The organism is Actinopolymorpha cephalotaxi (assembly GCF_013408535.1).
In the GTDB taxonomy this organism is placed as follows: Bacteria; Actinomycetota; Actinomycetes; order Propionibacteriales; family Actinopolymorphaceae; genus Actinopolymorpha; species Actinopolymorpha cephalotaxi.
On the sequence record NZ_JACBZA010000001.1, the window covers coordinates 1,406,686 to 1,419,274 of the forward strand.

General features: G+C 71.8%; 11 protein-coding genes. 7 read left to right on the plus strand and 4 right to left on the minus strand.

Annotated elements, in window-relative coordinates:
• Positions 1 to 52 precede the first annotated feature (52 nt).
• Both FHR37_RS06335 and lexA read right to left on the minus strand, forming a co-directional pair.
• Entirely contained in the window at positions 53 to 919 is an 867-nt protein-coding gene (locus FHR37_RS06335) for a hypothetical protein (RefSeq protein WP_092883041.1), read from the minus strand.
• Positions 920 to 962: 43 nt separating this feature from the next.
• Positions 963 to 1,700: a transcriptional repressor LexA gene (gene lexA / locus FHR37_RS06340; protein WP_092883040.1), complete on the minus strand. Its 738-nt coding sequence runs from the start codon at positions 1,698 to 1,700 to the stop codon at positions 963 to 965.
• 359 nt (positions 1,701 to 2,059) lie between these two features.
• On the opposite strand from lexA, the gene FHR37_RS06345 reads away from it, so the two are divergent.
• The 7 genes from FHR37_RS06345 to FHR37_RS06375 all read left to right on the plus strand — a co-directional run bounded on the left by FHR37_RS06345 (position 2,060) and on the right by FHR37_RS06375 (position 10,865).
• Complete coding sequence (locus FHR37_RS06345) at positions 2,060 to 2,755, plus strand: LysM peptidoglycan-binding domain-containing protein (protein WP_092883039.1); 696 nt, start codon at positions 2,060 to 2,062, stop codon at positions 2,753 to 2,755.
• Positions 2,756 to 3,252: 497 nt separating this feature from the next.
• Complete coding sequence (gene nrdR / locus FHR37_RS06350) at positions 3,253 to 3,747, plus strand: transcriptional regulator NrdR (RefSeq protein ID WP_092883219.1); 495 nt, start codon at positions 3,253 to 3,255, stop codon at positions 3,745 to 3,747.
• 219 nt (positions 3,748 to 3,966) lie between these two features.
• Positions 3,967 to 6,813 carry a vitamin B12-dependent ribonucleotide reductase gene (locus FHR37_RS06355; RefSeq protein WP_092883038.1) on the plus strand — a complete coding sequence of 949 codons (2,847 nt, stop codon included), beginning with the start codon at positions 3,967 to 3,969 and terminating at the stop codon, positions 6,811 to 6,813.
• A 101-nt stretch (positions 6,814 to 6,914) separates the two neighbouring features.
• Positions 6,915 to 7,310, plus strand: a complete 396-nt coding sequence (locus FHR37_RS06360) for an SRPBCC family protein (protein ID WP_139238909.1) — start codon at positions 6,915 to 6,917, stop codon at positions 7,308 to 7,310.
• Positions 7,311 to 7,435: 125 nt separating this feature from the next.
• Complete coding sequence (locus FHR37_RS06365) at positions 7,436 to 8,110, plus strand: SDR family oxidoreductase (protein WP_092883036.1); 675 nt, start codon at positions 7,436 to 7,438, stop codon at positions 8,108 to 8,110.
• Between the two features lie 386 nt (positions 8,111 to 8,496).
• The gene (locus FHR37_RS06370) at positions 8,497 to 9,768 is read left to right on the plus strand and encodes a multidrug effflux MFS transporter (protein ID WP_202884720.1); all 1,272 of its coding nucleotides are present in this window, start codon (positions 8,497 to 8,499) and stop codon (positions 9,766 to 9,768) included.
• Positions 9,769 to 9,797: 29 nt separating this feature from the next.
• Positions 9,798 to 10,865 carry a DNA polymerase IV gene (locus FHR37_RS06375; RefSeq protein WP_092883034.1) on the plus strand — a complete coding sequence of 356 codons (1,068 nt, stop codon included), beginning with the start codon at positions 9,798 to 9,800 and terminating at the stop codon, positions 10,863 to 10,865.
• A 30-nt stretch (positions 10,866 to 10,895) separates the two neighbouring features.
• Here FHR37_RS06375 and FHR37_RS06380 read toward each other — a convergent pair whose 3' ends face one another.
• Positions 10,896 to 11,720 carry a GNAT family N-acetyltransferase gene (locus FHR37_RS06380; RefSeq protein WP_092883033.1) on the minus strand — a complete coding sequence of 275 codons (825 nt, stop codon included), beginning with the start codon at positions 11,718 to 11,720 and terminating at the stop codon, positions 10,896 to 10,898.
• Entirely contained in the window at positions 11,717 to 12,571 is an 855-nt protein-coding gene (locus FHR37_RS06385) for a hypothetical protein (RefSeq protein ID WP_139238908.1), read from the minus strand. Before FHR37_RS06385 ends, FHR37_RS06380 begins: the two co-directional genes overlap by 4 nt.
• Positions 12,572 to 12,589: the final 18 nt, after the last annotated feature.

A 12,589-nucleotide genomic window follows, 5' to 3' on the forward strand; every position in this document is an offset into this window, starting at 1 on the left:
CAGCGGCCGGGCCGGATGGGTGTCGACCTGGTGTCGCCGAGTCACGGCCCGGTCAGGGACGGTGGACGCACACCGCGACAGGTGTCTGCTGCCGGCCCTGGCCGAACGGGTTGTCGCGGAAGAGTTCGGCGAAGAACTCGATCGGCCGGCTGGTGTCGTGTCCCAGGACGTCCCGCCCCAGGTCGTTGGAGTCGATCACCACGGTGCCGCCGAGCGTGCCGGCCGGACCGGACGGGAGCACCTTGCGAAGCGTCGCGGTGATCTCGGCGGCCATCTTGTCGGGGGCCTTCGGCGGCAGCTTCGCGGAGACGTTCGACGGGAACGCGGAGTAGGGCGTGGGCCCGTCGATCGCGTTGACCCGGTGACCGGCGACCCGGTAGAACCAGCCTCGCCGGCCCAGCGCCTTGCCCACGACGCTCGCCCCGGCCGCGACCACGATGCGTGGCAGGCCGGCCTCCTTGATGGCCAGCTGCATGGTCCACGGGCTGCCGAGTCCGATGCCGTGCGGTGTGCGCTGCACCCACTTCGACAGCACCCGGGCCGCCGGGGTCGGGTTGATCTCCCAGGTGAAGTAGGACCGGCCCTGGGAGATCGCCACGATCTTCTCGCTCACCACGACGTACCACGGCTCGTCGAAGGCGCCCTCGAACCTGCTGTCGTCCTCGGCCAGCCGGACCGTCTTGACGACGTAGTCGCTGAGCTTGTCCGCCACCGGGTCACCTCGACCGAACAGAGCGGTCTGGATCGGGACGCGTGCCCATCGCGTCCCGTCCACCTCGATGGTGAGACTCTTCCCGGCATTGGGGTCCAGCGGCTCCTTCGGCGGGGGTCCGGGCCGTCCGGATTCCGCGACACTCGCGTTGACGGGTGCCTGATTGGATCCGGTCGTGGTGCCGGTCTCCGCCGCTGGGTCGGACATGTCGCTCCCGGTGATAACTCCTGTGACGAGCGTCGCAGCCTGCTCAGACCCGACGTAGGACCGCGACGACCTTACCGAGGATGACGGCGTCGTCTCCAGGGATGGGCTCGTACGCGGGATTGTGCGGCACCAGCCACACCTTTCCGTCACGGGGCCGATACGTCTTGACGGTCGCCTCGCCGTCGATCATCGCCGAGACGATCTCGCCCGACTCCGCCTCGGGCTGCTGACGGACGACCACCCAGTCGCCGTCGCAGATGGCCGCCTCCACCATGGAGTCACCCCGGACGCGAAGCAGGAAGAGCTCACCCTCGCCGACGAGCTGGCGCGGCAGCGGCATGATCTCCTCGACCGACTGCTCGGCCAGGATCGGGCCACCGGCCGCGATCCGGCCCACCACGGGCACGAATGCCGGCGCCGGGCGGTCCTCACCGCTGTCGGTCTCGTCGTAGGCCGGCACCCCCGACAGGGACGCCCGCCGGGTGGACGCGGACGGTGCGAGCACCTCGAGCGCCCGGGGCCGGTTGGGGTCGCGGCGGATGAAGCCCTTGCTCTCCAGGACTCTGAGCTGGTGTGCCACCGACGAGGAGGACGTGAGGCCCACCAGCTCACCGATCTCACGCATCGCCGGGGGATATCCGCGGGTCTCCACCGAATCTCGGATGACTTCGAGGATGCGTCGCTGGCGTGGAGTGAGTCCGGTCGCGTCGGGCGGCCCGTCGGGCAGCTCCCGGACGTTCGCCGTAGGGGACTCCGTCGCCGTGTTTTTCCGCTTGGGCATAGCGGCTGTCTCCTTCCACAGATGTCGGGCCGCGACTCTGCCGGCCCTCGGAAGTGAGCCTAGAGCCTGGTCAGAGCACTTTCAAACATCTGTTCGACGCGTGTCGCGATTGATTTACCGGAGTCCCGAAATGCCGGGTAACGGAGCTTCCGGGCGTCTGCGTCGAACGTGTTTTCGAGCGAACTCTGGTGCTTGTCGGTGGGCTGGTGTAGAAATCCATCAGTAAGAAGGTCGAACAGTCGTTCGAGCGCCGAAGCGGAAGTGGTGGCGCGGATGTGTGCAGCGGAAGCCGCCGCCGGCGGCGTGGTGGACGGCGAAGGCGTGACAGAAGTGAATCGGTGTTCGTGGGAGGTCGGACGATGAGCAACAGCGCGTCGGTGGTCTATCTCGAGGACTTCGTGTCCCGTCGGGCCGGCGGTGCTCCGGACCGCGGCCAAAGGCACCTCAGCCCGGTCGCGCCGCCGGTGGGCCCGGGCGACGTCCGGTCCCGCGACGCCCGGCCGCGAGAGTTTCGGCCGCGAGAGCTCCGACCGCGCGGCGTCCGTCCGTTCCTGCGGGTGCCGCACGAGGAGACGGAGGCGGCCGCCCGAGTGGAGGCGCCGTGCACGGCTCGGGGCGGTGCGAGCGAGGTGGCGCCCGGGCGGGTGCGCCCCGCACCGGGGGCTCGTCGACGCCCCCCGCGACCGCGGGGCGTGCGGTCGTGCGTGCTTCCGGCCGCCCGCGGGCGGTCCGACCCGTCGACTCTCCGCCTGACCAGGCGTGGCCGGCTGGTGCTGACCACGCTGACGGCCATGGCGACGCTGGCGCTCGTCGGCGTTCTCGGGCTTCTGGCGCAGGGTGCGTTCGGCGCCGCGGCCCGTGGTGCCGCTGACTCGACGGCCACGACCACGATCACGGTGGAGCCGGGGGAGACGATGTGGGGGATCGCCACCCAGCTCACCCCCGGTGCCGACCCGCGGGCGACGGTGGACGAGATCGCCCGGCTCAACGACGTGTCCCGCGCAGGTGACCTGCGCGTCGGCCAGCGGCTGGTCGTCCCCGTCCAGGCGCGCTGAACCTGCCTGCCCCAACCCCACCGCGCGAACTCTGTGTGCGGCGGGACCCGCATGCGCGCCTGGATCCCCGTGTGCGCCTGTTATGCCGTGTGCGTCGGTATCCCCGCGCGCGTCGGTACGTCCATGCGTCCCGCCGGTACGTACGTCGTGCGCCCTCCGGCGGCCGGCCGCCATGCCTCGCATTCGCGACATCTCCGGGCCGACACGCCGAGCCGGGAGCTTGTATTCGAATCGCGCCGGGAGCCTGACCTGCAAGGACGCCGAGACGTGTGTGCGGCGACACGCGGAGCGCCTTGCATGCCCGGCGGGAGCGACGTAGCGTACCCCTAGATGTGGTAGTTACAGACCTGTAAGTCATCCACAGGTTGTGATTCGCAAGGCACAGGTTCTCCCCAGGTCATCCACAGGTTCGTCCCCAGGGGAGACGGTGCCGGCGAGGGTCGGACGAAGATCGGCCGGGCGTCGTGCCCGCCGGCGGCGAGGGGAGTCACGAGGCGATGCACTGCCCGTTCTGCCGGCATCCTGACAGTCGGGTGGTCGACAGCCGCACCGCCGACGACGGCGCCGCCATCCGGCGCCGGCGCCAGTGCCTGGACTGCGAGCGCCGGTTCACCACCGTCGAGCAGGTCACGCTCGCCGTGGTCAAGCGCAGCGCCGTCACCGAGCCGTTCAGCCGCGAGAAGGTCATCACCGGGGTACGCAAGGCGTGCAAGGGTCGGCCCGTCACCGAGGACTCCCTCGCGCAGTTGGCGCAGCGGGTGGAGGAGGCGATCCGGTCCACCGGTTCGGCGGAGATCCCCTCCCACGAGGTGGGGCTCGCCATTCTCGGTCCGCTCCGGGAGTTGGACGAGGTGGCCTACATGCGCTTCGCCAGCGTCTACCGCAGCTTCGACACCCTGGCCGACTTCGAGACCGAGATCGCGGTGCTACGCGCCGAGCACGACGAGACGGTGCCCGAGCCACGCCCGGGCGGGCAACCCACCAGGCCCTAGACAAGCGGCCCTTGACAACGACAAGCCGCTCTTGACGAGCGGCCGGACACCGGCCGCGGGCCCCGGACGCACCCGGGCCCCGTGGTCGCCCACGACGTAGCCAACACGAAGCAGGACCCGAAAGAAGTCCACGACCTGCCCGGGCGGACGAGGGGAAGCCGCCCACCCGGGCCACGAAGCTGGTCGGCGCAGACGACCAGCAGGACAAGGAGAACCAGCATGACGGAGACGGTCAGCAGTCCCAGCACTCGCGGGGGCGCGAAGGGTCGCGCGGCGAAGGGACTGAAGGTCAACCGGATCTTCACCACCCCCGGCACCCATCCGTACGACGAGGTGACCTGGGAGCGCCGGGACGTCGTTCAGCAGAACTGGAAGACCGGCGAGACCGTCTTCGAACAGCGCGGTGTGGAGTACCCCGACTTCTGGTCGGTCAACGCGTCCACCATCGTCACCACGAAGTACTTCCGTGGGGCCGTCGGCACCCCCGAGCGCGAGTGGAGCCTGAAGCAGCTCATCGACCGGGTGGTGAAGACCTACCGCGCGGCCGGTGAGGAGCACGGCTACTTCGCCACTCCGGGCGACGCCGAGGTGTTCGAGCACGAGCTGGTCTGGATGCTGCTGCACCAGTACTTCAGCTTCAACAGCCCGGTGTGGTTCAACGTCGGCACGCCCTCGCCCCAGCAGGTCTCGGCGTGCTTCATCCTCGCCGTCGACGATTCGATGGACTCCATCCTGAACTGGTACAAGGAGGAGGGGCTGATCTTCAAGGGCGGCTCCGGCGCGGGCGTCAACCTCTCCCGCATCCGGGCCAGCCGGGAGCTGCTCTCCTCCGGTGGCACCGCCTCCGGTCCGGTGTCGTTCATGCGTGGCGCCGACGCGTCCGCCGGCACGATCAAGTCCGGTGGTGCCACCCGCCGGGCGGCGAAGATGGTCATCCTCGACGTGGACCACCCCGACGTCGAGGAGTTCATCGAGACAAAGGCGCGCGAGGAGAACAAGATCCGCGCGCTGCGCGACGCCGGGTTCGACATGGACCTCGGCGGCGCCGACATCCACTCCGTGCAGTACCAGAACGCCAACAACTCGGTGCGGGTCTCCGACGAGTTCATGCGCGCGGTGGAGGGCGGCACGTCGTTCGGCCTGCGCGGCCGGCAGGACGGCGAGGTGATCGACGAGGTCGACGCGAAGAAGCTGTTCCGCCGGATCTCCGAGGCCGCGTGGGGCTGCGCCGACCCCGGTCTGCAGTACGACGACACCATCAACGACTGGCACACCTGCCCCGAGACGGGGCGGATCACCGCGTCCAACCCGTGCTCGGAGTACATGCACCTGGACAACTCCTCGTGCAACCTCGCCTCGCTCAACCTGCTGAAGTTCCTGCGGGACGACGGGCAGTTCGACGTGCAGAACTTCGCCAAGGCCGTCGAGCTGGTCATCACCGCGATGGACATCTCGATCTGCTTCGCCGACTTCCCCACCGAGGCGATCGGGCAGACGACCCGCGACTACCGCCAGCTCGGCATCGGCTACGCCAACCTCGGCGCGCTGCTGATGGCCACCGGCCACGGCTACGACTCCGACGGCGGCCGGGCGATGGCGGCCGCGATCTCCTCGCTGATGACCGGCACCGCCTACAAGCGTTCGGCCGAGCTGGCCGGCATCGTCGGCCCGTACGCCGGTTACGCCCGCAACGCGGTGCCGCACCAGCGGGTGATCCGCAAGCATGCCGCGGCCAACGACGCCGTGCGCTCGGTCGGCGAGCTCGACCGGTCGGTCCTGTCCGCTGCCGGGCAGGCCTGGCAGGGCGCGCTGGAGGCCGGCGGCAAGCACGGCTACCGCAACGCCCAGGCCTCGGTGATCGCGCCCACCGGCACCATCGGCCTGGCGATGGACTGCGACACCACCGGCATCGAGCCCGACCTCGCGCTGGTCAAGTTCAAGAAGCTGGTCGGCGGCGGGTCGATGCAGATCGTCAACAACACCGTTCCGCGCGCGCTGGCGAGCCTCGGCTACCAGCAGGAGCAGGTCGAGGCGATCGTCGAGTACATCGCCGAGCACGGCCACGTCATCGACGCACCGGGCCTGAAGCCCGAGCACTACGAGGTGTTCGACTGCGCGATGGGCACCAGGGCGATCCGCCCGATGGGCCACGTCAACATGATGGCCGCGGTGCAGCCGTTCGTGTCCGGGGCGATCTCCAAGACGGTCAACATGCCGGAGACGGCGAGCGTCGAGGAAGTCGAGGAGATCTACTTCCAGGGCTGGAAGCTGGGTCTGAAGGCCCTCGCGATCTACCGCGACAACTGCAAGGTCGGCCAGCCGCTGTCCGACGCCCGGGCCAAGAAGGCCGAGGCGAAGAAGGAGGAGACCTCTCCCCAGGTGGTGGTGGAGTACCGGCCCACCCGCAGGCGGCTGCCGAAGTCGCGGCCGTCGCGCACCACGTCGTTCACCGTGGGCGGTGCCGAGGGCTACATGACCGCCGGCTCCTACCCCGACGACGGGCTGGGCGAGGTGTTCCTGAAGCTCGGCAAGCAGGGGTCGACCCTGGCCGGGGTGATGGACGCGTTCTCGATCGCGATCTCGATCGCACTGCAGTACGGCGTTCCGCTGGAGACGTTCGTCCAGAAGTTCACCAACCTGCGGTTCGAGCCGGCCGGGATGACCGACGACCCCGACGTCCGGATGGCGCAGTCGATGATGGACTACATCTTCCGGCGGCTGGCCCTGGACTACCTGCCGTTCGAGAACCGCTCGGCACTCGGGATCTACTCCGCGGACGAGCGCCAGCGCCAGCTCGAGACGGGGTCCTACGAGCCGGCCGAGGTGCCCTCCGACACCGGTGACGCATCCTCGCTCCGCCAGGTGGAGGAGGCAGCTGAGGCCGCGGTGTCCGCCCCTGCCGCCAAGCCGGCACCGGTCGAGGCACACACCTCGACGGAGCTGCTGGAGGCGATCCAGGGCACGACCGCCGACGCGCCGCTGTGCTTCACCTGCGGTACGAAGATGCGCCCGGCCGGGAGCTGCTTCGTCTGCGAGGGCTGCGGCAGCACCAGCGGCTGCAGCTGAGTCCGCGTACCACCCGTCGGTAGCACCGGCTGTCCCCCGAAACTCCGGTTTCGGGGGACAGCCGGTTGCGGGTACATCCGGGCCGTGGTCAGGTGGTCGACATGGGAACCCGCCAGGCCAGCACCACCGTCTACGCCGACCCCGACGTGGTGTTCGACTATCTCTCCGACGTCTCGCACCTGCCGCGGTACTTCCACTCGATGACCCGCGCGCAGGCCGAGGGCGGCAACAAGGTCGAGGTGGAGGCGGACCTCGACGGCAAGGAAGTGACCGGTGAGGCCTGGCTGGAGGCCGACCGCGACCAGCGCACGCTGCGCTGGGGAAGCCCCGGCCCCAGCGACTACCACGGCGAGCTCAGCGTCGCCGAGGCCGACAACCGGACCAGCGTCGTCACTGTCACCCTGCACACCGAGCGCACCGACGACCCGGCGATCGACGCCGGGCTGGCCGAGACGTTGAGCAACATCGCCACCGAGGTGCGCGCGCAGGAGAAGTGACGAGTACGGCAACCAGGTTCACCGCGGCACTGACGCACGGTGCCCCAGAGCGCGGCGACCCAGAGCACGGCGACCGACGAGTACCGCGACCCGCAGGTACGGCGACACACGAGGAGGCGGCGACGATGCGCGTCGTACTGGCTGGTGCCCACGGAAAGATCGGGATTCGGCTCGGGACCCTGCTGGCGCGGCGCCGGGACGAGGTGGTGGGGATCATCCGCAACCCCGACCACGCCACCGAGCTGGAGGCCGCGGGCATTCAGCCGGCCGTCCTCGACCTCGAGCACGCCGACGCCGACGAGGTGTCGGACCTCCTGGCCGACTCCGACGCCGCGATCTTCAGCGCGGGCGCCGGGCCCGGCAGCGGGGTCGCCCGCAAGGACACCGTCGACCGGGGCGCGGCGGTCCTGCTCGCCGCCGCGGCCGAGCAGGCCAGGGTGCGGCGGCTCCTCCAGGTCTCGTCCATGGGAGTGGAGTCCGTCCGTGGCGGGGTCACCCCCGAGGGCGTGGACGAGGTGTTCGTCGCCTATCTGCGGGCCAAACTCGCCGCCGAGGAGGACCTGCGCCAGCGCGACCTGGACTGGACGATCCTGCGTCCCGGCGGCCTCACCGACGACCCGGGCACCGGCCGGGTCCGGCTCGCGCCTCGGGTCGACCGCGGGTCGGTCAGCCGCGACGACGTGGCCACCGTCCTCGCCGCGTTGCTGGACACTCCGGCGACCGCCGGGATGGTCCTCGAACTCGTCGGTGGCGAGGAATCGATCGAGGCCGCGGTGGCCAGGGTGGCCCGGGAAGGCTGAACCCGAGAGGCTGGACCCGGGAAAGCCGACGCCGTCCCCGGAAGGTCGCTCCGGATGTCCGATGTCCGGCCCGGTAAACGCTGTGTGAAATGTTCCGGCCCTCCACGCCTGACCGGCCCGGTTGTGATGTGAGTCACTTCGGCGCCGTGGAATGCTCGGGGTATCGATGTCGCTGAGGCACGATGTGGGCAGCGTCGCCCGGCCGATCCGCCTCGCCTTCCAACACCTGCGCTGATCGTCCCGTCGTCGACCACGCCCCGCGCTCCTTTCGGATGGCGTGCCGTGACCCGGCGCTCGGCCTGCGTACACCCGCTCGCCCGTACCACCAACGAACTGCTTCGGAGTCCACTGTGCGTACCTCCGCCGGCAATGCCGGCGTGCCCCGGATGCCTCTGCTGGTCCTGCTCCTCGGCTCGATCACCGCGATCGGCCCGATGTCGATCGACCTGTACCTCCCCGCGTTCCCAGAGCTCGCCCGCTCGCTACACACCACCGAGCCGCTGGTGCAGCTCACTCTCACCGCGTGCCTGGTGGGCCTGGCGGTCGGCCAGGCGCTGATCGGCCCGCTGTCCGACGCGATCGGCCGCCGCCGCCCGTTGCTGGTCGGCATGGCGGGGTACGCCGTCGCCTCGGTGCTCTGCGCGCTCGCGCCCACGGTGGAGGCGCTGGCCGCCGGCCGCTTCCTGCAGGGGCTGGCCGGCTCCGCCGGAGCGGTACTCGCCCAGGCCCTGGTACGCGACCTCGTGGACGGCCCGATGGTCGCCAGCATCCTGAGCCGGCTGCTGCTGGTGATGGGGGTGGCGCCCGTGATCGCGCCGACCCTGGGCGGCCAGCTGCTCGGCCTCACCGGCTGGCGCGGGCTGTTCTGGCTGCTCGCGGCGTTCGGGCTGGTGATGACCGGTGTCGTCGCGGTCTTCGTCCGGGAGACGCTGACCGCCGAACGCCGCCGGACGGGTGGGGTCGTGGGCACGCTGCGCACCTACCGCATGCTGGTGCGCGACCGGCGCTACGTGGGGTACGCCGGGATGTCGGCGTTCGGCTTCCTCGCCATCTTCGGCTACGTCTCCGGCTCGCCGTTCGCCTACCAGGTGGTGCACGGGGTGTCCCCGCAGACGTACGGCCTGCTGTTCGGCATGAACTCCGTCGGCCTGGTCGCCGCCAGCCAGTGGAACGCGCGCCTCGTGCTGCGGGTCCCGCCGTTCCAGATCCTGCGGCGGGCGCTGTGGCTCAGCGTCACCGCGGCGGTGGCCCTGGTGTTCACCGCCACGACCGGCGCGTTCGGGCTGGCGGGGCTGGCGGTGCCGCTGTTCGCGCTGATGACGAGCATCGGCCTGGTGCTGCCGAACGCCGGCGCGCTGGCGCTGAACCGGCACCCGGAGTCGGCGGGCACGGCCGCGGCCATGGTCGGGATGACGCAGTTCATGGTGGGCGCAGCCGCCGGCCCGTTCATCGGCTCGCTCGGCTCGCACACGGCCGTCCCGATGGCCGGGGTGATCGCGGCCGGAGTGCTCGGCGTCCTCGCGATCGCGCTCGTTCTCGCGCCGTCGGAGCCCCGCACCCGCGGGTCCGGCGGGGCACGCACCGACGGTGCGACGGTCGTGGACGAGGGGATCGCCACGACGGTGGAGCGCGAGCAGGCGGCGCCGCTCCCGCACTGACAGGCCCCGCCTGCGGGCAGACTGGGTACGTGGTCATCCGGCGCTGGGTCCTGCACGTCGACCTCGACCAGTTCATCGCCGCCGTCGAGGTGCTCCGCCGCCCCGAGCTCGCCGGCCGGCCGGTGGTGGTCGGGGGTTCCGGCGACCCGACCCAGCGTGGGGTGGTGGCCACCGCGTCGTACGAGGCCCGCGAGTTCGGGGTGCGGTCGGGGATGCCGCTGTGGACCGCCGCCAAGCGGTGCCCGGACGCGGTGTTCCTGGCCGCCGATCATCCGGTCTACGAAGAGGCGTCGGCGCGGGTGATGGACACCCTGCGGGAGTTCCCCGCCGTGGTCGAGGTGATGGGCTGGGACGAGGCGTTCCTGGAGGTGCACACCGACGACCCCGAGTCGCTGGCCCACGACATCCGGCACGCGGTGCGGGAACGGACCCGGCTGAACTGCTCGGTCGGCATCGGGGACAACAAGCTCCGCGCGAAGCTGGCCACCGGTTTCGGCAAGCCCGCCGGGGTGTTCCGGCTCACCGAGGACAACTGGTGGACGGTGATGGGCGACCTGCGCACCGACGCGCTGTGGGGGATCGGGACGAAGACCGCCCGCAAGCTCGCCGACCTCGGGATCGACAGCGTGCGCGGGCTCGCGGCCGCGGACCCGCACCTGCTCGCGGACCGGCTGGGCCCGACGATGGGCCCGTGGTACCGCCGGCTCGCCCGTGGCGCGGACACCTCCCCGGTGGTCGGCACGCCGTACGTCCCGCGCTCACGCAGCCGGGAGACGACGTTCCAGGAGAACCTCACCGACTGGACCGCCGTTCGGGCGCAGGTCGTCCTGCTCGCCGCCCGGGTGGCCGAGGACGTACGGGCGGAGGGCCGGCCGGCGGCGCGGGTGGGGATCAAGGTGCGCTTCGCGCCGTTCGTGACGCTGACCCGCAGCGTGCGGCTGCCCGCACCGACCAGTGACCCGGCCGCGATCGAGGCGGGCGCGCTGGCGGCGCTGGAGAAGTTCTCCGCACAGGAGCGAACGGACCGGCACGGCGGCGACCGGGCGGTCCGGCTGCTGGGGGTGCGCGCGGAGTTCGCCGAGCAGGCGGAGACCTGACGGGGCGGCGACGGGGCGGTGGTCCCCGGGTCACACCGGCAGGAGATACCTGCGTTCGCGACCGTACGCCGAGAAGCCGGCCCGGCGCAGGATGGGACCCGACGTCGCCACCCGGCCCTTCACCAGGCCCAGGGTCGCGCCGTGGTCGCGGGCGATGGCCAGCCTGGTCAGCAGAACGGCGCGGTAGGCGCCGCCGCCGCGCAACGCGGGACGGGTCGCGGCACCCCACAACCTGGCCACCCCGCCGGCGAGGGTGCAGCCGCCCATGGAGGCGGGCTCGTTTCCGGCGTACGCCACCACCCGGAACTCCTCGCGCTCACCGATCGGCCGCGCGCACTCGGCGAGTTCGCGGTCCAGTTGCTCCGCCGGGGGCGGCTCTCCCCCCCACACCTCCCGCGACACCAGGTGCGCGTCGGCCAGGGTCTGGGCGTCGTCCACGGGCACGCACCGGACGTCGACCGCGCCGACGTCGGGGAGCGGGCCGGTCAGGTCGTACGCGAGGACGTCCACGGTTTCACTGAGCGCCGCACCCGCGGTGCGCAACCAGGGTTCGAGGTCCGCGGGGCGGCTCGCGGCGGACAGCCACCAGCTCACCTGGTCCCGGCCCCACCGGCGTACCTGACCGGCGACCTCCTGGACGAGCGCGTCCGCGGGACGCTCGGACCGGCACCAGGCGACCTGGGTGCCGGAGGAGAACCATTCCGGGTAGGCGATCAGGTGGTAGTCGTCGGTACGTACCTCCGAGGCGCCGTCGGGCACCCAGACCCAGTCCGCCGCGGCGGCCAGGATCCGGTCCCGGGTCCACTCACCCGCGAGGTCGCTCGCGGACGCCGGTGCGCCGGCGCCGGCCTTCATGAGGCGTGGCCCCGGCCGCGGCCGCCGGCGGCGGAGCCCGGAACCGACGGCGGGGTGGGCGTCGCGGACGGGGTGGGCTCCGGTGTGGGGGTGGCGGGAGCAGGCGTGGTGGGTGCCGGCGTGGTGGGTGCCGGGGTGGCCGGGGTCGCCGGCCGGGTGGTGCGGAGGGTTTCCACGGGGTGCTCGAAGCGGGGACGCCGGTGCGGGCGGTCCCGGCCCGGATCCCGGCCGTCGCCAAGGCGGTCCGGGCGCCCGTCGGCATCGTGGCCGGGCCGGGTGCGCGGGCCGGGCGCGTGGGGCGGCCGCTCTCCGGGTGCGTCCGTGCCCGGGCCGTCCAGCGCGTCGGGCGGAGGCGTCGCGTTCGGGGACGCCGGCCGCTCGTCCGCTCCGCCGGGACGCCCTCCCTGCGAGGCCGGCGACCGCGGTTTCGAGGTCGGCGGCGGCGACTCCACGTCCGGCGGTGAGACGGTGTAGGGCGCGGGGTCTCGCCGGGAGACGTCGACCTCGGCGCTGGGAGCGGCGGGACCGACACCTTCCCGACGTGCCCGCGCCGGGCGCTCGGCGGCCGGGTCACCCGCGTCCTCGGTGTTGGTGGTGAACGTCGTCGCGGGCTCGGGCTCGGGCGCGGAGAAGGCCTGGACGTAGCCGACCACGCTGCCCAGACCGGCGACGACCCCGACCGCGACGAGCATCTGGCGGCGTCGGCAGGCCGAGCGCGACGGCGACTCCTCTACCCACACCTGCCAGCCGTAGGGCGGTGGGCCCCACGCGGGGTCCGGCTTCCAGTGGGGAGGCGGAGTCCAGCCTGACGGGACCGGCCAGTTGGGCGGCGCGTTGAACCGTGCGGGCATGACGTACTCCTCCGACCA